Annotated in this window: 21 protein-coding genes; 7 read left to right on the forward strand and 14 right to left on the reverse strand. The window is 64.0% G+C overall.

Annotated elements, in window-relative coordinates:
• Window positions 1-55 precede the first annotated feature (55 nt).
• From mdcH to pilG, 14 genes are all read right to left on the reverse strand, one after another.
• Window positions 56-955 carry a malonate decarboxylase subunit epsilon gene (gene mdcH / locus J1G34_RS08490; protein WP_222993791.1) on the reverse strand — a complete coding sequence of 300 codons (900 nt, stop codon included), beginning with the start codon at window positions 953-955 and terminating at the stop codon, window positions 56-58.
• Window positions 952-1,548 (reverse strand): malonate decarboxylase holo-ACP synthase, encoded by a 597-nt coding sequence (locus J1G34_RS08495; protein WP_222993793.1) that lies wholly within the window; start codon window positions 1,546-1,548, stop codon window positions 952-954. The genes mdcH and J1G34_RS08495 overlap by 4 nt, the downstream gene beginning before the upstream one ends.
• Window positions 1,542-2,312: a biotin-independent malonate decarboxylase subunit gamma gene (mdcE, locus tag J1G34_RS08500; RefSeq protein ID WP_122482532.1), complete on the reverse strand. Its 771-nt coding sequence runs from the start codon at window positions 2,310-2,312 to the stop codon at window positions 1,542-1,544. Before mdcE ends, J1G34_RS08495 begins: the two co-directional genes overlap by 7 nt.
• Complete coding sequence (locus tag J1G34_RS08505; RefSeq protein ID WP_122561323.1) at window positions 2,309-3,151, reverse strand: biotin-independent malonate decarboxylase subunit beta; 843 nt, start codon at window positions 3,149-3,151, stop codon at window positions 2,309-2,311. The genes mdcE and J1G34_RS08505 overlap by 4 nt, the downstream gene beginning before the upstream one ends.
• Complete coding sequence (locus tag J1G34_RS08510; protein ID WP_065891564.1) at window positions 3,144-3,443, reverse strand: malonate decarboxylase subunit delta; 300 nt, start codon at window positions 3,441-3,443, stop codon at window positions 3,144-3,146. The genes J1G34_RS08505 and J1G34_RS08510 overlap by 8 nt, the downstream gene beginning before the upstream one ends.
• A complete protein-coding gene (locus J1G34_RS08515; RefSeq protein ID WP_065891565.1) occupies window positions 3,443-4,276 on the reverse strand; it encodes a triphosphoribosyl-dephospho-CoA synthase in 834 nt (277 codons plus the stop codon). The genes J1G34_RS08510 and J1G34_RS08515 overlap by 1 nt, the downstream gene beginning before the upstream one ends.
• Window positions 4,277-5,947, reverse strand: coding sequence for a malonate decarboxylase subunit alpha (mdcA, locus tag J1G34_RS08520; protein WP_065885368.1), 1,671 nt, complete (start codon window positions 5,945-5,947; stop codon window positions 4,277-4,279).
• 267 nt (window positions 5,948-6,214) lie between these two features.
• Window positions 6,215-6,454: a DUF6124 family protein gene (locus J1G34_RS08525; RefSeq protein WP_065885367.1), complete on the reverse strand. Its 240-nt coding sequence runs from the start codon at window positions 6,452-6,454 to the stop codon at window positions 6,215-6,217.
• Window positions 6,455-6,933: 479 nt separating this feature from the next.
• Window positions 6,934-7,389 carry a chemotaxis protein CheW gene (locus J1G34_RS08530; protein WP_104505010.1) on the reverse strand — a complete coding sequence of 152 codons (456 nt, stop codon included), beginning with the start codon at window positions 7,387-7,389 and terminating at the stop codon, window positions 6,934-6,936.
• Window positions 7,382-13,195 carry an Hpt domain-containing protein gene (locus tag J1G34_RS08535; RefSeq protein ID WP_222993795.1) on the reverse strand — a complete coding sequence of 1,938 codons (5,814 nt, stop codon included), beginning with the start codon at window positions 13,193-13,195 and terminating at the stop codon, window positions 7,382-7,384. The genes J1G34_RS08530 and J1G34_RS08535 overlap by 8 nt, the downstream gene beginning before the upstream one ends.
• A gap of 178 nt (window positions 13,196-13,373) precedes the next feature.
• Window positions 13,374-15,425 (reverse strand): methyl-accepting chemotaxis protein, encoded by a 2,052-nt coding sequence (locus tag J1G34_RS08540; RefSeq protein ID WP_065891568.1) that lies wholly within the window; start codon window positions 15,423-15,425, stop codon window positions 13,374-13,376.
• Entirely contained in the window at window positions 15,422-15,946 is a 525-nt protein-coding gene (locus J1G34_RS08545; RefSeq protein ID WP_065885362.1) for a chemotaxis protein CheW, read from the reverse strand. The genes J1G34_RS08540 and J1G34_RS08545 overlap by 4 nt, the downstream gene beginning before the upstream one ends.
• A gap of 12 nt (window positions 15,947-15,958) precedes the next feature.
• Window positions 15,959-16,324: a twitching motility response regulator PilH gene (pilH, locus tag J1G34_RS08550; RefSeq protein WP_014720320.1), complete on the reverse strand. Its 366-nt coding sequence runs from the start codon at window positions 16,322-16,324 to the stop codon at window positions 15,959-15,961.
• Between the two features lie 45 nt (window positions 16,325-16,369).
• Complete coding sequence (pilG, locus tag J1G34_RS08555) at window positions 16,370-16,777, reverse strand: twitching motility response regulator PilG (protein WP_065885361.1); 408 nt, start codon at window positions 16,775-16,777, stop codon at window positions 16,370-16,372.
• 238 nt (window positions 16,778-17,015) lie between these two features.
• Here pilG and gshB point away from each other — a divergent pair, with 238 nt between their 5' ends.
• The 7 genes from gshB (at window position 17,016) to J1G34_RS08590 (ending at window position 23,103) form a co-directional block, all read left to right on the forward strand.
• A complete protein-coding gene (gshB, locus tag J1G34_RS08560; RefSeq protein ID WP_065885360.1) occupies window positions 17,016-17,969 on the forward strand; it encodes a glutathione synthase in 954 nt (317 codons plus the stop codon).
• Between the two features lie 77 nt (window positions 17,970-18,046).
• A complete protein-coding gene (locus tag J1G34_RS08565) occupies window positions 18,047-18,952 on the forward strand; it encodes an energy transducer TonB (protein ID WP_065885359.1) in 906 nt (301 codons plus the stop codon).
• A gap of 193 nt (window positions 18,953-19,145) precedes the next feature.
• Window positions 19,146-19,715, forward strand: a complete 570-nt coding sequence (locus J1G34_RS08570) for a YqgE/AlgH family protein (protein WP_065891570.1) — start codon at window positions 19,146-19,148, stop codon at window positions 19,713-19,715.
• A complete protein-coding gene (gene ruvX, locus J1G34_RS08575) occupies window positions 19,715-20,152 on the forward strand; it encodes a Holliday junction resolvase RuvX (protein ID WP_003195067.1) in 438 nt (145 codons plus the stop codon). The genes J1G34_RS08570 and ruvX overlap by 1 nt, the downstream gene beginning before the upstream one ends.
• A 147-nt stretch (window positions 20,153-20,299) precedes the next feature.
• Window positions 20,300-20,806 carry a bifunctional pyr operon transcriptional regulator/uracil phosphoribosyltransferase PyrR gene (pyrR, locus tag J1G34_RS08580; RefSeq protein ID WP_065891571.1) on the forward strand — a complete coding sequence of 169 codons (507 nt, stop codon included), beginning with the start codon at window positions 20,300-20,302 and terminating at the stop codon, window positions 20,804-20,806.
• 24 nt (window positions 20,807-20,830) lie between these two features.
• The gene (locus J1G34_RS08585; RefSeq protein WP_057723520.1) at window positions 20,831-21,835 is read left to right on the forward strand and encodes an aspartate carbamoyltransferase catalytic subunit; all 1,005 of its coding nucleotides are present in this window, start codon (window positions 20,831-20,833) and stop codon (window positions 21,833-21,835) included.
• A complete protein-coding gene (locus tag J1G34_RS08590; RefSeq protein ID WP_065891572.1) occupies window positions 21,832-23,103 on the forward strand; it encodes a dihydroorotase in 1,272 nt (423 codons plus the stop codon). Before J1G34_RS08585 ends, J1G34_RS08590 begins: the two co-directional genes overlap by 4 nt.
• Window positions 23,104-23,129 lie beyond the last annotated feature (26 nt).

The raw sequence follows: 23,129 nt of genomic DNA on the forward strand, positions 1-23,129 counted from the left end.
CAAAGTGCTCGATCGAAATTGTTGTTGTTGTGCTTCGAAAGCCTTGGGTCGTGCTTTATCGGTGGCGGCGCTCCTCCTCTTGCAGCAGGGCCTGCAAGGTATCCAGGCGCGCGCCCTCGCAGGCGATCACCGTGCCTTGTTCGAAGACGCGGCGGGAAAGGCCGGTGAGCACCGCGCCCGGTGGCAGTTCGATCTGCAGACGCACACCACGCTCGTAGGCGCTTTGCACGGTGCCGCGCCAGTCGACGACGCGGCACATGTTGAAGGCCAGGTCATCGCGCAGGTGCTCAGGGTTGTGGATAGGCCGCGCGCGGGTGCTGCTCAGGTAAGTGATGCGCGGCGCCTTGAGCGGGACGAAGGCCTGGGCGAGGACCCTGGCCGGTGCGTCCAGCAAGGCGCAATGGGACGGCACGCTGACCGCCAGGCGCCTGGCGATGCCGTTGCCCTTGATGCGTTCTGCGACACGCTGCATCGCCGCGTCGCTGCCGGCAATGACCGTCTGGTTATCGGCATTGATATTGGCCAGGTACACCGGGGTCTGTGGGCTGTGGATTTCGGCGAGCAATGTTTCGACGGTGGATAACTGCGGGCCGATGATCGCGGTCATCCCGTAGCCCTGTGGATAAGCGCTTTGCATCAGTTCGCCGCGCAGGCTGACGAGTTTGATGGCATCGGCAAAGTCCATTGCGCCGGCGATAACAGCAGCGGGATAGGCGCCGATGGACAGGCCCGCCACGTAGTCCGGTGTGTGCTGCAACAGGCGCGCATGCGCCACGCCAGCCATCAACAGGCAAAGCTGGACGGCGCGCGTCGATTCAAGGGCCTGTGCCGAATCGAGCCGGCGCACGTCTTCACCCAGGGCAGCGCTGGCCTCGTCGAGGACGTCGACGGGCAGCGACTGGAGCATGCCGACTCGCTGGGCGCCCTGCCCCGGAAATACCAGCAAGCTGCTCATGCCACCGCCTGCCAGGGGTCGACGACAAGGTGCGCCCCGTTGGCGGTTTTCAGCAGCACCCGGCGTGATGCGCCCGCCCATTCACGCAAGGCGACAGCGCCGACGGGGGTTTGCAGTTGCAGGTCGACGGCGCACGGTGCGCTATCGAGCATCGCCAATAACGCGTGCGCCTGGTCACGCTCAAGCGGCTCGGGGGTGCGCAGGATCAAATCCAGATCGCTCGCGGCATGCAACGCTTCGATGCCGCTGGCCAATTCGAATCCGGCACTGCCGCTGACGCCCCAGTCGTTATGCGCCAACAGCGGCCGTAGGTGGTCAAGGGCCCGCAGCGCCGGCACATCCCGTGGCGAGGTCACGTCCCGCAGGGCTTCGGGGGCCACACGCCGTTGTACCGCAGCAATCGGCATCTGCGCGGCAAACCGCTGCTCACGCAAACGTCCCCGTACACCGACCGCCACATGACCCGGCGCGACGACGGCGCGACGCACCACCACCGGGTGGCCGGCGCTGAGCGCATCCACCACCCAGCCGGGCGCATCGGCGGGCAGATGGGCCGGGGTCATGCCCCAGAGCAAGTCGTGAGCGTTCACCATTGCTCCCGCAGCAGCTGACGCACGTGGCTGGACGCCGCACGATTGGACGCCCCCAGGCGCCCGCTCAGATTGGGGCCATCGATATCCTTGATCGCATTCACCAGGCAATCGCTGACCTGCGCCACGTCGTCTGCCGTGGGTTGTTCAATCTGGCTGACCGTCAGCGTCTCCCAGAGCAGCCCAAGGCTGGCATAACTGTCGATGTCATACGCCATCGGCGGCACGCTGGCGGCCAGGGCCTCGAGTTCTTCGACGCTGCGCAGGGTGACCCGCGCCGCCGAGGCCTTGCCCATGGCATGCACCATCACGCCAGGGTCGCGCAGGGCAATCAGGCGATTGGCCTGGTAACCGTGAGCGAGGAACGCGCCGGACATGGCCTTGCCCACCAGCAGCGCAATCACCGGGTGACCGGCGAGACGGGCACGGGCGTAGCTGTCGGCGGCAGCGGCCAGGGCTTGATGGATGCCGAGGGCTTCTTCGCGACGACCGTAGGCTTGGCTGGGTACATCGACGATGGCGATCAGCGGGCGTTTGTCACCCCTGGCGATAGCGTCGTCGACGGCCTTGGCGAGCCCCCAGCCCTCCAGCAAACCGACTTCGCCATTGCGCGCGCGCGGGAAGCGGTTGTTCGGGTCGGTGACCACGGCAAGAAAGCGCACGCTCTGGCCGTTCAACTGGCCATCGGCGATCCTGAGCGAGTCAGGCAAGCCTTGCACCCGCGTCGCGCCGGCGCTTAGCGCGTTAAACCACTGCAAACCTCTCATGGGCGTTCTCCCTGATACAGCGTGCGCACCGTCGCCGGGTCGATCTGCGCCGTGGCGTCGAGTTCGGCCAGGCGCGCCAGATAAAAATCAGCGCGGCGGCTACGGTGTTGTTCGGGCGCGCCTTGCTGCAACAGCGCGCTGACGGTCTGCTGGATCTGCGCCACATCGTCGGCCACATAACGGTCGGCCAACCCACTGTTGAAGCGCTGTTCGCCACCCGTAAGGCTCCAGATAAACGGCCGGTCGCGGGAGTCGTATTCGTCCAACCCGGCTTCCTGCTCGATCACCTGCGGGCCGTTCAAGCCCAGGCGCGCTTCACGGGTGACCACCAGATAGCTGCACAACCCTGCGGCGATGGACATGCCGCCGAAGCAGCCGACACTGCCCGCCACCACGCCGATTACCGGCTGGTACTGGCGCAGGTCGACAATCGCCGCGTGGATATCGGCAATGGCGGCCAGACCCAGGTTGGCTTCCTGCAGGCGTACGCCGCCGGTTTCCAGCAGCAGCACGGCGCGGGTCGGGATGCCGTTGCGGTTATCTTCAGCGGCCAGTTCCAGCGCTCCGGCGATTTTCGCGCCGCCGACTTCACCGAGGCTGCCGCCCTGGAAGTTACCTTCGATGGCGGCAATCACTACCGGCAGACCGGCAACGCTGCCTTTGGCGATGACCACCCCGTCATCCGCCTGGGGCACCACGCCCTGGCGGCTGAGCCACGGCGACATGACGCGTTGAAAGGGGTCGATCAACTCGCGAAAGGTGCCGGCATCCAGCAACGCCTTGGCGCGCTGCCGAGCACCGAGTTCAACGAAGCTGTGTTTGTTGAGCCAATCAGTCATGGCCGATCTCCTCGAAGCCTTGCTCCAGGCGCAAACGCACCACACCGGGTGTGGCGCCAAAATCGTGGATATCAATGTTCAAGGCCGGTGGCATCTGCTCCTGGAAGATGCGTTCGAACAGGTGCTGCCAACGTTGCTCGGCGCCATTGACCGAGGTTTGTACCTGGATGGTCAGCGTGCCGGCGGTGCCCGGTTCCAGCAGCACTTCAAGGTCGCCGGAGCCGACGCACCCCACCAGCGCACGGCCTTTTGGCGGCTGCCCGGCGGGGAATTCAAAGGATAAAGTCTCCATCACAACGCTCCGTCGAGGCGGTCGATAAACAGGCAGGCGGCCAACAGGTCGGCGGCGCCGCCGGGGGAGGCATTCAGGGCCAGCAGTTGTTGGTCCAGCGCGTGCAGTTGGCGGCGGCCGGCCAGGGTTGCGCTGCCGCCGGCGTCCAGCACGGCCTGGGCGCCCTGTTGCAGGGTGGTCAGGCCTGCGTAGCCGGCGCGGTAGAGCACGCAGGTGTCGGCCAGTTCGGTCATGATCGCGAGCAAGGCATCCAGGCGCGCGTTCTGTTCTCCGGCATTTTGCCGGCGGCTCTTGTGCAATTGCGGCAGGCCACGCTGCGTCACCGAGGGGAAGCCCAACTGCGCTTCTTCGCGGGCACCGCGAGCGCCGTAACGTTGGGCGACCAGGGCGCCGTGGCTCAGGGTTTGTGGCGCATGTCGGTCGTTGAGCAAGGCTAATCTGGCCGCGTTCAGCGTAACGGCGCCAGGGTCCAGGGCCGCTGCGGCGGTGAGCAGACCGAGCGCCCAGATCGCACCGCGATGAGTATTCACGCCATTGGTGGTAATGAGCATCGCTTGCTCGCCTTCGCGGCCAATACGGCCGAGGGCTTCGCGCAGAGGCAGGCCGATTTCGCCGATTTCAAGCGCGGCCTCGGCCATTTCCTTGAACATCGGCCACAGCGACAGCGCCGAGGCGTGCATCAAGCCCAGGTGCAGATCGGTGTGGGCGCCGTTGCCTCGCCGGTCTACCAGGGCGGGCTTGGGCGACAAATCCGCTTCGTCGATCAGCGCATCGACCGCCCTATCCGCCAGGCGATCGGCCAGGCTCACTTCATGCAGTTTGAGGGCGCGCATCTACCAACTCCTGAATTTGGCGGGTGGGTTGTACAGGCCGCCGGACCAGTCCACCAGGTCGGCCACGCTCTTGGCGGCCAACAGCTCGCGGGTGGCATCGGTGCGACGAATGCCCAGGTCTTCGGGCAGCGCAATCAAGCCTTCGCGGCGCATGCGGGCGGTGTCCTTGGGGTTGTGGCGCATACCGATGGCGGTGACTCCGGCGACGGCAGCGATCATTGCCTGGCGTTCTTCCAGGGAACGGGCCTTGTACAGGTAGGCGATGCCTTCTTCGGTGAGCAGGTGGGTGACGTCGTCGCCGTAGATCATGATCGGCGCCAGGGGCATGCCGCTTTTGCGCGCCACTTCCACCGCGTCGAGGGTGTCGACGAAGGTGGGTTTGCCGCCTTCCTGGAAGGTCTCGACCATTTGCACGACGAGTTTTTTGCCACGTTCGAGCAAGGCTTCAGGCGCATCATCGTGGCGCATGTCCAGCCAGGCCGGTGTGCCGTGGCGGCGACCGCGTGGGTCGTGGCCCATGTTCGGCGCGCCGCCGAAACCGGCAAGGCGGCCACGGGTCACGGTGCTGGAATGGCCATCGCCATCCACTTGCAGGGTGGCGCCGATAAACAGGTCCACCGCGTACTGGCCGGCCAGTTGGCAGAACATGCGGTTGGAGCGCATCGAGCCGTCGCGGCCGGTGAAGAACACATCCGGGCGTGCGGCGATGTAGTTTTCCATGCCCAGTTCAGTGCCGAAGCAATGCACGCTTTGCACCCAGCCGCTTTCAATCGCCGGAATCAGCGTGGGGTGCGGGTTGAGGGTCCAGTTGCGGCAGATCTTGCCCTTCAGGCCCAGGGATTCGCCGTAGGTGGGCAGGATCAGTTCGATGGCGGCGGTGTTGAAGCCGATACCGTGGTTGAGCGATTGCACATTGTGTTTTTCGTAGATACCACGGATCGCCATCATCGCCATCAGCACGTGTACCGGCTTGATGTGACGCGGATCACGGGTGAACAGCGGCTCGATATAGAACGGCTTGTCGGCCACCACCACGAAATCCACCCAACTGGCGGGGATGTCCACGCGCGGCAAGTCGGTGACGTCGTCCACCAATTGGTTGACCTGCACGATCACGATGCCATCGCTGAAGGCAGCGGGTTCGATCAGCGCGGGGGTGTCTTCGGTGCTGGCGCCGGTGTAAATGTTGCCGGCGCGGTCGGCCATGAAGCCGGCCGAGAGCACCACGTTGGGAATCAGGTCCACCACCAGGCGCGCATAGAGTTCGATGTAGGTATGGATCGCGCCGATTTCCAACAGGCCGTCTTCCAGCAACTGGCTGATGCGCAGGGATTGGGTGCCGGCGAAGGAGAAATCCAGCTTGCGTGCGATGCCTTTTTCAAACAGGTCCAGGTGCTCGGAACGGCCGACACTGGGCATGATCATGTGCAAATCGTGGAGCTTGGCCGGGTCGGCCTTGGCCAGGGAACGCGAGAGGAAGTCGGCCTGCTTCTGGTTGTTGCCCTCCAGTACCACGCGGTCGCCGGGAAGGATCAAGGCTTCAAGGGCCTCGACGATCTTGTCACTGGGCAACACCGCCCCGTCTGCATACTGCTTGACCAGCCCGAGCCGCCGCTGCTTCTCGTCGCGCCGCCGCGTCCAGCGCGAGTCGGGGGTGATGGTTGTTGTCATGGTTGCTCCACGGGGGGTTGCTGTCGTGGGGCTTTACCTTAGGAGTGATTCGGAAGGCCATCAATCAAGCCCGACGACGGATCATTACGGTGGGAGTAATGAAACTCAAAATGTGGGAGGGGGCTTGCCCCCGATTGCGGTGGGTCAGCTAATAGATATGTGGCTGATACACCGCTATCGGGGGCAAGCCCCCTCCCACATTTGCTCAGTGGCGCCTGTTAGATAGCGGCCCCCAATCAAAGACCGCAGTCCCTATTTGGGACCGCTTTAAAATTCCGGCGAAGGACTGACTTGCTCCAGCGCTCTATCGACCAGCAACTGACCCAACTCTGCCATCTGCTGAATTCCAAGCATGATGGCGCGCTGGGAGGTGTCCAGATCGAAGGCCAGGGTGCAGGTAAGCGCGTTGAGGGAGGACAGGGTTTCGCTGGCGTTGACCAGCAGGGTTTCGGTGTTTTGGTGAGGGTTTACGGTGAAGAGGGGTGGATTGGGGGTAGGTTTGATCATGATTGACAGCTCCGATATGTAATGGAAGCTGCCCTCTTCCGCTTGCACGCGAATGAAGGTGGCAGCTGTGCGCAGGTGTGCAAGACCGGGCATATCGGACCCCGGCAGATCCCGAAGAATCTCCCACGCACAGCCGCCATAACGAGTACAGCAGGCATAAAAAACGCCCGTTGAATGGCTATGGGCGTTGGTGCGCCGACATGTAACCGGACTTGCACGTCCGTGTCACCGTTTTTTGCGATGACGGGACGAAGACTAGGCGTGCGGACTTCTCACGACAAGTTCATGCATGGCCCAAAATCTTGCAGGAAAAATCCGAAGCCCCAGCCACACTGATCGTTCCCACGCTCTGCGTGGGAATGCCGCCTGGGACGCTCCGCGTCCCGCCAGTCAGCATACGGGCGACGCAGAGCGTCACGGGATGCATTCCCACGCGGAGCGTGGGAACGATCGGCAGTGGATCTTCACAGGTCTCAAGCTCAGGCCAGGCCGGACTCGGCCAGCAGCGCTTCAAGCCCCATCAGGTCCGGCACCTTTGCCACATGCTCGCCCACCTGCACCGCCGCCAGTTCCAGCGGGCACAGCGGTACGTCCACGTAGCTCAATTCGCTGTCGAGTTTGTACGAGCGCGGAATGCCCTGGATCACCACTGCGATGAACTTAAGCGTCGGCCGCCCGCCCAAGGTGTTCAACACCACGATCCTGGAGCGTTCGCCGGTCACGCTGGCTTCGCCGCACACGGCTTCGAAGCTGATCAAGGGTATGTGCCGATCCCGCCAGGTGACTTCGCGCAGGTACCACGGCGGTGCATCGCTGGCCGGTTCGCCGCGCTGGAAGTCGATCAGTTCGGCCACCGCGACATTCGGCAGGATCAGGTGACGATCAGCCAACGGCAGCAACAGCCCGGTGAGTTGGCTCGCGCGGTGGTCAAGCATGGGACTTGCTCCAATAAGCGATGCTCTCGAGCAATACCGACTCCTGGTACGGTTTGCCGAGGTAGTCGTTGACGCCGATGGCCATGGCGCGGTCGCGGTGTTTCTGGCCGGTGCGCGAGGTGATCATGATGATCGGCAGGCGCATCAGGCGCGGGTCGTTGCGCACCTGGATCGCCACTTCAAAACCGTCCATGCGCGGCATTTCGATGTCGAGCAGCATCAGGTCCGGGGTGTGTTCTTCGAGCAGGGCAAGGGCGTCGATGCCGTCCTTGGCGGTCAGCACGTTCATGCCGTTGCGCTCCAGCAGGCGGCTGGTGACTTTGCGCACGGTGACCGAATCGTCCACCACCAGCACCAGCAGCGGGCGCTTTTTCAGCGGGTCGTTGAGGGTCAGTGGCGTGTCCACCGACTGCGCCGGCAACGCCGGTGGCCGCGCGCGGATGTGCGCCAACAGGTCGATAATCAGCACCACGCGCCCATCGCCCAGGATCGTCGCACCGGACAAGCCCTGCACCCCGGCAAACTGCGGCCCCAGGCCCTTGACCACGATCTCGCGCGTCCCTGCCATGGCATCCACATGCACCGCCACATGCCGCTCGTTGCACTGCATCAGCAACACCGGCACCGGCTGGTACTGGCCGAGCAGCTTGGGGCGACTGACGGTGTGCAACAGGTCGCCGAGGTAAAACAGTTCGTAGCGTTGACCGGCGTATTCATAGCGCGGCGGGTCCTGCTGGTAGTGCCCCGCCAATTCATGGGGCAGCACACGCACCAGGCCCTCAATGGTATTGAGCGCAATCGCGTATTGATCGTCCGCGCATTGCACCATCAGGGCCCGATTGACCGACACGGTAAACGGCAGGCGAATCCTGAAATGCACGCCCACGCCCGGGATCGAGTCGATCACCATCGAACCGCCGAGCTGGCGCACTTCCTCATGCACCACGTCCATGCCCACGCCGCGTCCGGAAATCTGGGTGATCTTTTCAGCCGTGGAAAACCCCGGTTGCAGGATGAACTGCAGTACGTCGCGGTCGCTGATCTCTTGATCGGGGTCGAGCAGGCCGCGCTTGATCGCCTTGCGGCGCACGGCTTCAAGGGGCACACCGGCGCCGTCGTCGCGCATGTCGAAGACGATATCGCCGCCTTCGTGGGTCAGGTCCAAGGTGATGCGGCCCTTCTCTGGCTTGCCCGCCTGCAGGCGCACCTCGCGGGACTCAAGACCATGGTCGACGGCGTTGCGCAGCATGTGTTCCAACGGCGCCGCCATACGCTCCAGCACGTTGCGGTCCATCTCGCCCTCGGCATTGCCGATCACGAATTCCACGTCCTTGCCCAGCTCATCGGCCACCTGGCGCACGATGCGCTTGAGGCGCGGCAGCATGCGCTCGAACGGCACCATGCGCGTGCGCATCAGGCCTTCCTGCAATTGGGTGTTGATGCGCGCCTGTTGCTGCAACAGGTCGTGGGCGTCCTGGTTGCGGCGTTCGAGGGTTTCCTTGAGGTCGAGCAAGTCGGAGGCGGATTCGGACAGCGCGCGGGACAATTGCTGCAATTGCGAATGGCGGTCCATTTCCAGCGGGTCGAACTCTTCGTAGCCCAGGCGCTCGGCCTCGGCCTGCTGGCGACTGAAAAGACCGCTCTGGGTTTCGCTGTCGAGGCGGCGCAGTTGATCGCGCATGCGCTCGATGGTGGTTTCCACTTCCGTGAGCGCGGTGCGCGCATCGTTGACCTGCTGCTCGATACGGCCACGGAAGATCGAGGTTTCGCCGGCCAGGTTGACCAGGTCGTCGAGCAGTTCGGCGGAGATCTTCACCATGTCGGCAGCCGGATCGACCACCGTCTCCGCCTTACCCGCCGGCAACGCCACCGGTACCACCAGCTCTTCGCCCGGGTGCACCAGGCTCTTGATGCGCTCGATCAGCTTGTCCACCGAGCCCACCGGCAAGCCGCCCGCCACGGCGTCGATCATCTGCGCCAGGCGGTCATGGCAACCCTGCAACAGCGCGAACAGTTCGGGCGACGGCGCCAGCAGCCCGGCGGACAGCCCTTCGTAGAGAAACTCCAGCTCGTGGGCCAGGTCGCCAATCGGGCCGATCTCGACCATGCGTGCGCCGCCCTTGAGGGTGTGCAGGTCACGCAGCAGGGTTTCGACCTCCTGGCGGTTGCCGGGCTCGGCCTGCCAGCGCAGCAATGCACTGCCTGAACTGTCGAGAATATCGGCAGCTTCCTCGAGGAAAATATCCAGCAGCTCGGGGTCGGCGCCCGAGGGTTGCGGCGCTGCAACCGGGGCCGTCGGCAGACTGCTCTGGCGCAGTTCGCGCAACCTGGCAACCAGCTCGACACTGTCGCTCAACGGCTGCTGCCCGTGCAGCTCGTCCAGTTGCAAGGCCAGACGTTCATGACTGGCCATCAGTGCCTGGGACAGCTCGGTGGAGTAGCTGTAGCGACGGTCCACCAGGCCTTCATAAACGCATTCGAGCTCCTGGGCCAGATCGCCCACCGCGTCGATTTCGGCCATGCGCGCGCCGCCCTTGAGGGTGTGCAAGTCGCGCTGCAACGAGGACAACGGCGCCATGCCCTCGGGCTCCAGCAACCAGCGCTTGAGGGACTGCCCGGCGCTGTCGAGGATATCCACGGCCTCTTCAAGGAAGATGTCGACGATCTCGTCGTCCATCGCCGTGTGCCGGCCCAGTTGCTCGGTCGCGGCGCCCAGCTCGGCGATGCGCGGGGCGCGGTTGCCGTCACGTGTGATCAGGCCGGTGGCGGACGGATCGAGGGCGTCATCGAGCAATTCGCGCAGGGCCTGGACCCGTGCCGGCGCCGGGCTGATTTCCTGCCCGGCTGCCAGTTGGTCGAGCATGGTGATCAACGCTTCATGGGCCTGCTCGGCCTCATGGAAAAACCGTTCGCTGACCGCCAGGCTGCTCTCTTCCACCGCGCCATACAGGTCGAGCAAGGCTTCGCACAATTGATCGATAGGGTGCAGGTCGGCGAGGTGCGCGCCCTCGCCCAGGGTGGTCAGTTCGTCCAGCAGCGCGGTGAGCTCCTGGCGCTCGCCGGGGTGTTGCTGCCAGCGACGCAGCAGGCTTTCGGCGTCGAGCAGGATGTCCATGCCCCGGGCCAGGAAGTTGGTGATCAGCTGCGGATCGCGCTTGACGTGCGGGCCGGTGCCGGGGCCGTTGAGCAGTGCTTCAAGCTGTTGGTCCAACAGGCTTTGGGTGCGCTTGATCAAGTCCGCCGCGCCCTTGATCGGCGCCAGGGGATGGCTGTCCAGTTCACGCAGCCCGCGCTGGAACACGCTTTCGGCTTCCAGCAGCAGCTCGACTTCATCCAGGTCCAGCGGCAGGCGATGGGCCTTGTATTCGCGGGTCAGGTGGTCGAGGGGCCGCGCCAGTTCGGCCATCGGCAACACGCCGGCCATGTAGGCGCTGCCCTTGAGGGTGTGCAGGGCGCGTTGCAGTTCATCACTGACCTGCAACGGCATGTGTTCGGCGGCCTGTTGCAGGAAGTGGTTGAGGCTGTCCAGATGGCTCTGGGCTTCGTTGCGGAAAATCTCCAGCAGCATCGGGTCGTGCGGCTCGACAACCGCTACCTGCGCGCCGCTGGCCCACCCGTGGGCGCGGGCAGCGAGGGCGTCGACCTCATCGCGCTGACGCTGTTGGCCGGTGGCGAAATCGGCGATCAGCTCCGGCAGCAGCGCCACCGCCTCATCCAGCACCTGCCGCACCTCGGGACCGATCGCCACGCTGCGCTCCAGCACGCGGTTGAGCAGGTTTTCCACGGCCCAGGCCAGTTCGGCCACGACCAGGGCGCGGACCATGCGACCGCTGCCTTTCAAGGTGTGGAAGGCACGGCGCATTTCGCCCTGGGCGGTTTTGTCCGCGCAGTCGGGCAAGTAACGGTGCAGCACCTGAAGGACTTCATCGGTCTCTTCGAGGAAGACTTCACGCAACTCGTCGTCAATCGGCGCTTCATCGCGGGGAGGCGGCAGCAGACTACCCGGCCGTTGCAGCGCCGGCGGGTTGAGACGCGAAGTGGGGCTGGCCAGCGCATCGAACCGGGATTGGCTTGGCGCGGTATCGCCGGACAAGACACCCTCGGGGGCAGCCAATGCCTGGCGCCAGGGTTTTTCCTGGGGCAGGTAGCCCAGCTCGCTCAGGGCCTGAGTGGCCAGTTCCAGGACTTTTTCGCCCGCAGCGTCGGGGTCCTGGAGCATGCGTTCCAGGTAGTATTCAAGGCTGCTGATCACGTCGGCAAAGCGCGCCAACTGCGCCTCAGCGGGCGCGGTGTCATTGACCATCAACTGCTCATCAACGTAATCGGTACACCCGCGCATCAAGCTCGCCGCGCGCGGCAGTGGAATCATCGCCAGGGCGCCGCGCACCTGGCTCAACAGCTCAGGCAGGGATTCCAGGCGCTGGCGGTCCCAGTCGGCCTCGATGCAGTCGATCACCAATTCCTTGGCCTGGCGCAAGCACTGACAGGATTCGCGGATCACCAATTGGTGGATCTGGGTCAGGTCGGTGGTCGGCAGGCGGCTGTCTTCACGGCTTTGCGGTTCGACGGTGCCGACCATTCCGGCCAGCGTGGCCTCGACGTAGAGCAACGCCCCGGCGACGTCCATCAATACGGCGTCACTGGGTTCGCGTTGCCCCTGGACCAGGCTCAATACCACGGCAAGCTGGTCGATGATGACTTTGCGCGGCTGGCCGAAACCGAGCACCGCCAGGGTGTCGGCGATCTGCCGCAGCGGTGCCAGCAGCGGGTCCAGGTCCTGGGAATGCTGGCGGTCGCTGCGCACGAACAGATCGAGGCGCTCCTTGACCCGTACCAGCTCTTCGCACAATGCGCCGAGTACCGAGCCCATGGCGTTGCGGTCCGGCCCGGCCAGGCGCGCACGCTCGGCATCGACCACGGCACTGTCGGGCAAGGCCTCATCCAGACCGTAGCGTTCCTTGAGACTTTGCATGCGCGGCGTCGGCCGAGTGACTTTGGCGACGTAGAACAGCAGGCTCTTGAGCAATTCATCCGGCGCCGGCTGGTTGATCCCGCCGATGCCCTGCGCCAGCAGGCGCTTGAGTTGCTTGCCGCTGGCCTTGAGCAGGCTGCGCAGTGCCGGGCTGTTGGCGATCACACCCGTCAGCATGCCTTCGACCAGCGCCGAGGCGACCTGCCACAGCGGCAACAACGGCGCGCCCTGGCACAGCGCTTCCAGGCGCGCGAAGACCCGCGCCATGTCTTCCAGGTTGCTCGGCCCGTGGTCCTCGCGCAGCAACCCGGCCAGGGCCTGTTGCAGCAGCGCGTGCCATTGGCGCAGTTGCGGGTGAAGGTCCGGCGGTGTGCGTTGGGCCAGTGCCTCGTCGGGCAGCGCCGCGATGGTCAACAACTGCGGGCTGAACAAGCTGGTCTCCGACAGCAGGCTTTCACCGCGGGCGCTGCGCAGGTCGTTGAGCAGCGGCAACACCACCAGCGGCAGGTCGCGACGGGCGCTGTGCACGCGGTCCAGGTACAGCGGCAATTGGCCGAGGGCCTGTTGCAGCAGGCGGATACCTTCGTCGCGCTGGCCGACGTGCCCGGCCTGCAGCGCCAGGGCCAGGGCTTCGATCTCTTCAGCCAGCAGCGCCGCGCCGTAGAACTCGACCATCTGCAGCGCGCCATGTACCTGGTGGATACCGGCCAGGCACGCCTCAATGGCGTCGCCGGTTTCAACGTAAACGTCCAGCGCCGAACGGGCCTGCTTCAGGGTTTCGGCAATGTCGCCCTTGACCCATTCGAGGGCCACGTAGTCGTGCCGATCAACCATAACTGCTCCGCTTGGAATTCATGGGTTGCTGGTGTTCTTGAAACACATGGAGATTAAGTGTGGGAGGGGGCTTGCCCCCGATAGCGGTGTGTCAGGCGACCCACTTATTGACTGTCAGACCGCTATCGGGGGCAAGCCCCCTCCCACATTTGGACTGTGGTGATTTTTGGAGCTCATTTCACTCTTCGACCTGCTTGGGCGGCGGGAGCGTGAACCCCGACACCGACCGGCGCAACTGGCTGGCCATTTTCGCCAGGTTACCAATGCTTTCGGCGGTCGCCGTGGAACCCGACGACGTCTGCGTGGTGATCTGCTGAATCACATTCATCGTCAGCGAAATCTGCCCCGCCGACGAGGTCTGTTGCTGCGCCGCATTGGAAATGCTCTGGATCAGCGCCGCCAGGGTTTTCGACACGCCTTCGATCTCTTCCAGCGCCACTCCGGCGTCCTGGGCCAGCCGCGCGCCGCGCACCACTTCGGTGGTGGTCTGCTCCATGGAGATGACCGCTTCGTTGGTGTCGGCCTGGATCGCCCGCACCAGGGTTTCGATCTGCCGGGTGGCAGCCGAGGAGCGCTCGGCCAGCCGTTGCACTTCATCGGCCACCACCGCAAAACCGCGCCCGGCATCGCCGGCCATGCTCGCCTGGATAGCCGCGTTCAGGGCAAGGATGTTGGTCTGGTCGGCGATGTCGTCGATCAGGCTGACGATGTCGCCAATCTCCTGGGACGATTCACCCAGGCGCTTGATGCGCTTGGCGGTGTCCTGGATCTGTTCGCGGATGTTGTCCATGCCGTGGATGGTGTTGTGCACCACCTCGTTGCCCTTGTTGGCAATCTCCACCGAACGCTCCGCCACCGCGGAGGACTCGGCAGCGTTGGCCGACACCTGGTCGATGGACTGGGCCATCTGGTTGATCGCGGTGGACGCTTCGGCGATCTGCTGGGCCTGATGCTCCGAGGCCTGGGCCAGGTGCATGGCGGTGGCCTGGGTGTCCTGCACCGCGCCGGCGACTTGCCCGGCGGTGAGGTTGATGGTGGCCACCAGGTCGCGCAGTTGGTCCACCGAATAGTTGATCGAGTCGGCAATGGTGCCGGTGAAGTCTTCGGTGACCGAGGCCGTGACGGTCAGGTCGCCGTCGGCCAGGTCTTCGATTTCGTCCAGCAGGCGCATGATCGCGTTCTGGTTGCGCTCGTTCTTTTCGGCGGTTTCGCGCAGCTGGCGGTTGGTCTCGCGCACCATCACCAGGCCGATCAGGATGATCGAGGCCAGCGCCAGCAGCCCCAGCGCATAGCCGCCGAGGGTATCCAGGCTGCGCCCGCCGGCCAGGTTCTCGAAACCGGTGGCCAGGTGCGAGGCTTCATCGAGCAGGGTTTGCGACAGGTTGAAAATATTGCTCGCCGACGCGCGTACCTGAAACAACTGCGGCGAGGTTTCGAGGATTTCATCCACGGAGCCCGAGACGAATTCGAACAGTTCGGCAATTTCCCCCAGCCGCGCGCGGGCGTCAGGGTCTTCGACCTGGGTGATGCGCAGGCCGGGGTTGCCGTTGAGCATGCCATTGAGCACCACGCCAAAACGATTGGCGTCGCGACCAAAGGCATCGGCGGCCTGCACGGCGGTTTCGTCGCCGGCGAGCACGGTATTGACCGCACCCAGGATGCGCTCGGCCAGCAGTGACTGGCGCTGGGCCAGCGCCACCTGGCTCGCGGGGGCGCCGCGCTGGAGCAGGATGTCGACGACTTTTTCCGACTCTATCTGCAACTGCGGCACGGTTTCGGCGAGGGTGGCGGCCACCTGGTGCAACGACAGTACGGTCTGTTCGCTGGCCAAAATGGCGTCGGTGTTTTTCAGCAGGGCTTCCCAGTCGGTCTGCACCGCGCGCATCTCGGCGCGTACGGCAGTGGGCGCGGCCGGCAGGCCGGTTTGCGGGTCGCCTTTTTTCAGGTAGCCCCAGCGCTGGGCAAAGTCGTTGCGCGCCTCGCCCAGCAGCTTGAAGGCGGCCGCCTTGCCGGCGGCGGCTTCGGTGGCATTCTTGGCGATGCGCTGGGACAGCACCCGCAGTTCGCCCGCGTGGCCGATGTACTGTTTGTCGTAGGTGGACTGGGTGTTGAGGTACGCGAAGTTGGCGAACAACAGCATGATGAACACGATCAGTGCGATAAACAGCACGATGATCTGCGAGCGGCTGCGCGAGGCCGCCTGGGGCTTGGGCGGGGTCACGGTGCTCATGCGGCCACATCCATGAAGCCTGGAGCCTGGGCCAGGGCGAAGGGGCTGAAGACCTGCCACTGCGGGTCGCCATCGAACTGGCCCTGGATAAACGGCGCGCCGGAGGCGGTACTCGCCATCCACGCGTCGAGTGCAAAATGTTGCATGCCCACCACCTCGTCCACCAGCAACCCGACAAACAGATCGTTGTATTCCACCACCAGCACCCGCCGCTGCTTGCGCGCCTTGGACAGTTCCCGGCCGAGAAACCCGCCCAGGTCCATCACCGGCAACAAGCGCCCGCGCAGGTTGGCCACGCCCTTGACCCAAGGCTTTACTCCAGGCATCAGGGTGCAGCGCGGCTCATGCAACACCTCGGCGACTTCGCCCATGGGCGCCACATACCAGTGCTGCCCCAGGCGAAAGCCGATCCCGCTCCAGCGTTGCAGGCGGGTTTCCTGGGACGGCAGGTCGGCGGCCAGCAGGCGGCAGCGGCGGTCAATGTCCAGCAGCAGCTCAAAGGCGGTTTGCGACTCGGTCATGATGGCGTGCCGTCAACCGGCCAGCACCTTGTTCAGCGTGGCGATCAGGGTTTCTTCGTCCACCGGCTTGGTCAGGTAATCCTTGGCACCCTGGCGCGCGCCCCAGATCTTGTCGGTTTCCTGGTCCTTGGTGGTGATGATGATGATCGGGATGCCGTTGGTTTCCGGCTCCTTGGACAACTGGCGCGTGGCCTGGAAGCCATTGAGGCCCGGCATCACGATGTCCATCAACACTGCGTCGGGCTTTTCCTGGCGGGCCAGGGCCACGCCGTCCGCGCCATTTTCGGCCTTCAAGACCTGGTGGCCATGCTTTTCCAGCATGCCGGTCAGTTTGTACATTTCAGTCGGCGAATCGTCGACGATCAGAACACGTGCCATGGTTTTCCCCACTACATTGGTCGGCGCCGGCCCTCGGGGGCGGCGTCAGTGTGCTTGTTCTACTGCGGCGAAGGCAGGCACATAGGCCTTGATCGCACCCAGCAGTTCTTCCTTGCTGAAAGGCTTGGTCAAAAACTGATCGACCCCCACGGTACGCCCCTTGGCCTTGTCGAACAGGCCGTCTCTGGAGGACAGCATGATCACCGGGATCGACTTGAACGCCGGGTTGTTCTTCACCAGGGCACAGGTCTGGTAGCCATCCAGGCGCGGCATCATGATGTCGACAAAGATAATGTGCGGGTGATGATCCACGATTCGCGCCAGGGCATCGAAACCGTCGATGGCCGTGATGACCTCGCACCCCACGTTCTTCAACAGCGTCTCGGCGGTGCGGCGGATCGTTTTCGAATCGTCGATCACCATCACTCTCAAGGCGTTGGAATGCTGTTCCATAGTTGCTCTACCATCGCCACAGCGAATCGGTTTTCGGTGTGTACTGCCTGATGTGTCACAGGATGAGCCCCGCAGGCCTTGGAATTCAAGGGCTGCTGCGCTGTGGCAGTCTTTTTAGCACAGTCTCCGGGCGCAATCTATCGAGGCACTCGCCTGGTGGTTTTTCCTTGACCCGCAACAGCCGCAGCGCCACTCTGACGCCACTTTTATGCGCCCTATTTGCCAGAGGAAATAACCCATGAGCGTTCGCGTCGGCATTGTCATGGACCCTATTGCCAGCATCTCCTATAAAAAGGACAGCTCGCTGGCCATGCTCCTGGCCGCCCAGGCCCGCGGCTGGAGCCTGTTCTATATGGAACAGCGCGACCTTTACCAGGGCGACGGCGAGGCCCGTGCGCGGATGCGTCCGTTGCAGGTATTCGCCAACCCCGAGAAGTGGTTCGAGCTGCAGGATGAAATCGACAGCCCCCTGAGCGATCTGGACGTGATCCTGATGCGCAAGGACCCGCCGTTCGACATGGAATTCGTGTATTCCACTTACCTGCTGGAGCAGGCCGAGCGCGCCGGGGTGTTGATCGTCAACAAGCCGCAAAGCCTGCGCGACTGCAATGAAAAACTGTTCGCCACCCTCTTCCCGCAGTGCACGCCGCCGACCGTGGTCAGCCGCCGCGCCGACGTGCTGCGTGAATTCGCCGCCAAACATGGCGATGTGATCCTCAAGCCGCTGGACGGCATGGGCGGCACCTCGATCTTCCGTCACCGCGCGGGCGATCCGAACCTGTCGGTGATCCTGGAAACCCTGACCGCGCTGGGCACCCAGCAGATCATGGGCCAGGCCTACCTGCCGGCGATCAAGGACGGCGACAAGCGCATCCTGATGATCGACGGCGAGCCGGTGGATTACTGCCTGGCGCGCATCCCGGCGGCCGGCGAGACCCGTGGCAACCTGGCCGCCGGTGGCCGTGGTGAAGCGCGACCGCTGTCGGACAAGGATCGCTGGATCGCCGCCCAAGTCGGCCCGACCCTTCGCGAAAAAGGCCTGCTGTTTGTAGGACTTGACGTAATCGGTGAGAACCTCACCGAAATCAACGTCACCAGTCCGACCTGTATTCGCGAGATTGATCACGCATTTGGCACGAACATCGGCGAAATGCTGATGGCGGCCATTGAGCGCAAGCTACAAGCCAAGTGACATAGAACAGCCGGACACACACCAACATTGCGTTATCATGCGCCACCTGTGAAACGCGCGATGTTGGTTTTTTTGTCATGACGCTCCCGTCCGATCTGCCCCCCGAACTCTCCCACAGCGGCGTGCGCCCGGCTGATCGGCTCGGATTTACCCTGTTCCTGGCGGCGCTGGTTCACCTTGCACTGATTCTCGGCGTGGGTTTCACCCTGGTCGAACCCAAACAGATCACCAAGACCCTGGAAATCACGCTCGCCACCTTCAAGAGCGATAAAAAGCCCGAGAAGGCCGACTTTCTCGCCCAGGAAAACCAGCAAGGCAGCGGTACCCTCGACAAGAAAGCCGTACCCAAGACCACCGAAGTGGCGCCGTTCCAGGACAACAAGGTCAACAAAGTCACCCCGCCGCCGGCCGCCAGGCCGGAAGTCAAACAGGCGACGCCCAAGGCTGCCGTGACCACCGTCGCGCCCAAGCCGCAAAAAGCCCCGACCCAGCGCGAAAAGACCAAAACCGAGCCCAACCCCGAGCCCGTCAAGCCTGCGCCGACATTCGACAGCTCGACGCTGTCCGACGAAATTTCCAGCCTGGAAGCCGAACTGGCCCACGAACAACAGCTCTACGCCAAACGCCCGCGCATCTACCGCTTGAACGCCGCCTCGACCATGCGCGACAAAGGCGCCTGGTATAAGGATGAATGGCGCAAGAAGGTCGAGCGCATCGGCAACCTCAACTATCCGGAAGAGGCACGCCGCCAGCAGATCTACGGCAATTTGCGGCTGCTGGTGTCGATCAACCGCGACGGTTCGCTCTATGAAGTGCAGGTGCTGGAGTCATCCGGCCAGCCCCTGCTGGACCAGGCCGCCCAGCGCATCGTGCGCCTGGCCGCACCCTTTGCGCCCTTTACCGGCGACTTGAACGACGTGGACCGCCTGGAAATCATCCGTACCTGGAAATTCGCCAGGGGCGATCGGCTGTCCAGCAACTGACTCCGGCACTTTCCTTCACTGTAGGAGCGAGCTTGCTCGCGAAAAACGCATAGGCGGCGCGGACTACCTGATAGCACTGCGTCATCGTTAACGACCTTCGCGAGCAAGCTCGCTCCTACAGAAAAGCAGACGGCGCTCTATTCGGGTCACGCTCAGCTTGTCAGTTCGCCCCTCCAACGCCACACTAGCGGACATGAAAAATGTCAGCCCGACCTACCTCAAGCACCATTTCCTGATCGCCATGCCCCACATGGCCGACCCGAACTTTGCGCAGACTTTGACCTACATCGTCGAGCACACGGCCAATGGTGCCATGGGGTTGGTGGTGAACCGCCCGCAGGAGCTGAACCTGGCCGATATCCTCGAGCAACTGCGCCCGGAAATCGACCCTCCCGCCAGTTGCCAGGGCGTGCCGATCTATATCGGCGGCCCGGTGCAGACCGATCGCGGTTTCGTGTTGCACCCCACCGGGCCGAAATTCCAGGCCACGGTGGACCTTGAGGGCGTATCCCTGTCCACATCCCAGGACGTGTTGTTCGCGATTGCCGACGGCGTCGGCCCTGAACAAAGTGTGATTACCCTGGGATACGCCGGTTGGGAAGCCGGGCAACTGGAGGCCGAACTGGCCAGCAATGCCTGGCTGACCTGCCCTTTCGACGCCGACATCCTGTTCAACACCGCCAGCGAACTGCGCCTGGAAGCCGCCGCCGCCAAGCTGCGGGTCAACCTCAGCCTGTTGACCAGCCAGGCGGGGCACGCCTGATGGCCTTGCGTTTGATTCTCGGGTTTGACTACGGCACCAAGCAGATCGGCGTGGCGGTCGGCCAGGTCATCACCGGCCAGGCCCGCGAGCTGTGCACATTGAAGGCCCAGAACGGCGTGCCGGACTGGAACCAGGTCGAAGCCCTCATCAAGGAGTGGAAGCCCGATGCAGTGGTGGTCGGCCTGCCCTTGAACATGGACGGCACCCCCAGCGACATGTGCTTGCGCGCCGAAAAATTCGCCCGCCGCCTCAACGGCCGCTACAACCTGCCCTTCTATACCCACGATGAACGCCTGACCACCTTTGAAGCCAAGGGCGAGCGACGCGACCGTGGCGGACAGAAAGGCAGCTACCGCGACAACCCTGTGGATGCCATCGCCGCCGCCCTGTTGTTGCAGGGCTGGCTGGATGAAAACACCGCTTTATTTGAATCCTGACTGACGCGGCTTGTTGCTATGCCGCTTTTGTAGGAGCGAGCTTGCTCGCGAAGAACTCACAGGCACCGCGTATATCCAGGCTTCACGCGTTATCGTTGAGGTTTTTTGCGAGCAAGCTCGCTCCTGCACACTTAATGAGGAGCCACCATGAGCCTGCCCAATCCCGCCGAACTGATCAGTCAGATGGCGTTACGCCTCAACGCGCACCTGGAACACCGTGGCATCAGCGAGCCGCGCTTCATTGGCATCCGCACCGGCGGTGTGTGGGTGGCCCAGGCCTTGCTGGAAGCGCTGGGCAGTGATTCGCCCCTGGGTACGCTGGATGTGTCCTTCTACCGTGACGATTTCAGCCAGAACGGCCTGCACCCGCAAGTGCAACCCTCGGCGCTGCCGTTCGAGGTTGAAGGCCAGCACCTGGTGCTGATCGACGACGTGCTGATGAGCGGTCGTACCATCCGCGCGGCCATGAATGAATTGTTCGACTACGGCCGCCCGGCCAGTATCACGCTGGTATGCCTGCTGGACCTGGACGCCGGCGAATTGCCGATCAGCCCGGATGTGGTCGGCGCGACACTGTCCCTGGAAGCCCACCAGCGGGTAAAATTGTCCGGTCCCACGCCGCTCGAACTCGAACTGCAAGACCTTGCCCTTTAAACCGCCTTGTACAGAGTCCCCGCGATGACGCCTCTAGATGCCAAGCGCCCGCTGCAGCTCAATGCTCAGGGCCAGTTGCAACACTTCCTGTCCCTCGATGGTTTGCCCCGCGAACTGCTCACCGAAATCCTCGACACCGCCGACTCGTTCCTCGAAGTCGGTGGCCGGGCGGTGAAGAAGGTCCCGCTGCTGCGCGGCAAGACCATCTGCAACGTGTTCTTCGAGAACTCCACGCGCACCCGCACCACCTTTGAACTGGCGGCCCAGCGGCTGTCGGCTGACGTGATCACGCTGAACGTGTCCACCTCGTCGGCCAGCAAAGGCGAAACCCTGCTCGACACCCTGCGCAACCTGGAAGCCATGGCCGCCGACATGTTCGTGGTGCGCCACGGCGACTCCGGCGCCGCGCACTTCATCGCCGAACACGTGTGCCCGAATGTGGCAATCATCAACGGCGGCGACGGTCGCCACGCCCACCCGACCCAGGGCATGCTCGACATGCTCACCATCCGTCGGCACAAGGGCGGCTTTGAAAACCTCTCGGTGGCCATCGTCGGTGACATCCTGCACTCGCGGGTTGCGCGCTCGAACATGCTGGCCCTCAAAGCCCTGGGCTGCCCGGACATCCGCGTGATCGCCCCGAAAACCCTGCTGCCCATCGGCATCGAGCAGTACGGCGTGAAGGTCTACACCAACATGGCAGAAGGCCTCAAGGATGTGGACGTGGTGATCATGCTGCGCCTGCAACGCGAACGCATGGCCGGCGGCCTGCTGCCGAGCGAGGGCGAATTCTATCGCCTGTTCGGCCTGACCACCGCGCGCCTGGCCGGCGCCAAGCCGGATGCCATCGTGATGCACCCGGGCCCGATCAACCGAGGGGTGGAAATCGAATCGGCGGTCGCCGACGGCCCGCAATCGGTGATTCTCAATCAGGTGACCTACGGCATCGCCATCCGCATGGCCGTGCTGTCCATGGCCATGAGCGGGCAAACCGCGCAACGTCAATTCGAGCAGGAGAACGCCCAGTGAAGCTCAGCATTCTCGGCGCCCGAGTCATCGATCCGGCCAGCGGCCTGGATCAAGTCACCGACCTTCACCTGGACGCCGGCAAGATTATCGCCATCGGTGCCGCGCCCGCAGGCTTCAGCGCAGTCGAAAGCATCGACGCCAAAGGCCTGGTCGCCGCGCCTGGGCTGGTGGACCTCAACGTCGCCCTGCGCGAGCCGGGCTACAGTCGCAAAGGCAACATCACCAGCGAAACCCGCGCCGCCGCCGCCGGTGGCGTGACCAGCCTGTGCTGCCCGCCGAACACCAAGCCGGTCCTGGACACCTCGGCGGTCACCGAGCTGATCCTCGACCGCGCCCGTGAAGCGGGCAACTGCAAAGTGTTCCCTGTGGGCGCGCTGAGCAAAGGCCTGGAGGGCGAGCAGTTGGCTGAGCTGATCGCCTTGCGCGACGCCGGTTGCGTGGCGTTCAGCAACGGCCTGGAGAGCTTTCGCAGCACGCGCACCCTGTGCCGGGCCCTGGAATACGCGGCCACGTTCGACCTGACGGTGATCTTTCATTCCCAGGACCGCGACCTGGCTGAAGGCGGCCTGGCCCATGAAGGCGCGGTGGCCAGCTTCCTCGGCTTGCCGGGCATCCCGGAAACCGCAGAAACCGTGGCCCTGGCCCGTGACCTGTTGCTGGTGGAACAAAGCGGCGTACGCGCGCATTTCAGCCAGTTGACCAGTGCCCGCGGCGTCGCGCTGATCGCCCAGGCCCAGGCCCGTGGCTTGCCGGTGACGGCGGACGTGGCGTTGTACCAGTTGATCCTGACCGATGAGGCGCTGATTGACTTCTCCAGCCTGTACCACGTGCAACCGCCGCTGCGTACCCTGGCCGACCGTGAAGGTTTGCGTGCGGCGGTGAAGTCAGGCGTGGTCTCGGCGATCTCCAGCCATCACCAGCCCCACGAGCGCGATGCCAAGCTGGCGCCGTTCGGTGCCACCGAGCCCGGTATCAGCAGCGTCGAGTTGCTGCTGCCGCTGGCAATGACCCTGGTGGAGGATGGCCTGCTGGACCTGCCTACGCTGCTGGCACGCCTGAGCGCCGGCCCGGCCGAGGCCTTGCGCCTGCCGGCGGGTAAGCTGGCGGTGGGTTCGGCGGCGGATCTGGTGCTGTTCGACCCGGCCAGTTCCACGGTTGCCGGGGAACACTGGCTGTCCAGGGGCGAAAATTGCCCGTTCATTGGTCACAGCCTGCCGGCCACCGTGCGCTACACCCTGATGGATGGGCGGATCAGCTACCAGGCTTGAAACAAATTTCAAGTGGGCTCAGTAAA

This window comes from Pseudomonas sp. Wu6, from assembly GCF_019891515.1.
Classification (GTDB): Bacteria; Pseudomonadota; Gammaproteobacteria; order Pseudomonadales; family Pseudomonadaceae; genus Aquipseudomonas; species Aquipseudomonas orientalis_A.

Excerpts from the sequence above, each read along its gene's own strand:
- mdcH (WP_222993791.1), bottom strand. The coding sequence starts at position 955 with ATGAGCAGCTTGCTGGTATTTCCGGGGCAGGGCGCCCAGCGAGTCGGC.
- J1G34_RS08495 (WP_222993793.1), bottom strand. The coding sequence starts at position 1,548 with ATGGTGAACGCTCACGACTTGCTCTGGGGCATGACCCCGGCCCATCTG.
- mdcE (WP_122482532.1), bottom strand. The coding sequence starts at position 2,312 with ATGAGAGGTTTGCAGTGGTTTAACGCGCTAAGCGCCGGCGCGACGCGG.
- J1G34_RS08505 (WP_122561323.1), bottom strand. The coding sequence starts at position 3,151 with ATGACTGATTGGCTCAACAAACACAGCTTCGTTGAACTCGGTGCTCGG.
- J1G34_RS08510 (WP_065891564.1), bottom strand. The coding sequence starts at position 3,443 with ATGGAGACTTTATCCTTTGAATTCCCCGCCGGGCAGCCGCCAAAAGGC.
- J1G34_RS08515 (WP_065891565.1), bottom strand. The coding sequence starts at position 4,276 with ATGCGCGCCCTCAAACTGCATGAAGTGAGCCTGGCCGATCGCCTGGCG.
- mdcA (WP_065885368.1), bottom strand. The coding sequence starts at position 5,947 with ATGACAACAACCATCACCCCCGACTCGCGCTGGACGCGGCGGCGCGAC.
- J1G34_RS08525 (WP_065885367.1), bottom strand. The coding sequence starts at position 6,454 with ATGATCAAACCTACCCCCAATCCACCCCTCTTCACCGTAAACCCTCAC.
- J1G34_RS08530 (WP_104505010.1), bottom strand. The coding sequence starts at position 7,389 with ATGCTTGACCACCGCGCGAGCCAACTCACCGGGCTGTTGCTGCCGTTG.
- J1G34_RS08535 (WP_222993795.1), bottom strand. The coding sequence starts at position 13,195 with ATGGTTGATCGGCACGACTACGTGGCCCTCGAATGGGTCAAGGGCGAC.
- J1G34_RS08540 (WP_065891568.1), bottom strand. The coding sequence starts at position 15,425 with ATGAGCACCGTGACCCCGCCCAAGCCCCAGGCGGCCTCGCGCAGCCGC.
- J1G34_RS08545 (WP_065885362.1), bottom strand. The coding sequence starts at position 15,946 with ATGACCGAGTCGCAAACCGCCTTTGAGCTGCTGCTGGACATTGACCGC.
- pilH (WP_014720320.1), bottom strand. The coding sequence starts at position 16,324 with ATGGCACGTGTTCTGATCGTCGACGATTCGCCGACTGAAATGTACAAA.
- pilG (WP_065885361.1), bottom strand. The coding sequence starts at position 16,777 with ATGGAACAGCATTCCAACGCCTTGAGAGTGATGGTGATCGACGATTCG.
- gshB (WP_065885360.1), top strand. The coding sequence starts at position 17,016 with ATGAGCGTTCGCGTCGGCATTGTCATGGACCCTATTGCCAGCATCTCC.
- J1G34_RS08565 (WP_065885359.1), top strand. The coding sequence starts at position 18,047 with ATGACGCTCCCGTCCGATCTGCCCCCCGAACTCTCCCACAGCGGCGTG.
- J1G34_RS08570 (WP_065891570.1), top strand. The coding sequence starts at position 19,146 with ATGAAAAATGTCAGCCCGACCTACCTCAAGCACCATTTCCTGATCGCC.
- ruvX (WP_003195067.1), top strand. The coding sequence starts at position 19,715 with ATGGCCTTGCGTTTGATTCTCGGGTTTGACTACGGCACCAAGCAGATC.
- pyrR (WP_065891571.1), top strand. The coding sequence starts at position 20,300 with ATGAGCCTGCCCAATCCCGCCGAACTGATCAGTCAGATGGCGTTACGC.
- J1G34_RS08585 (WP_057723520.1), top strand. The coding sequence starts at position 20,831 with ATGACGCCTCTAGATGCCAAGCGCCCGCTGCAGCTCAATGCTCAGGGC.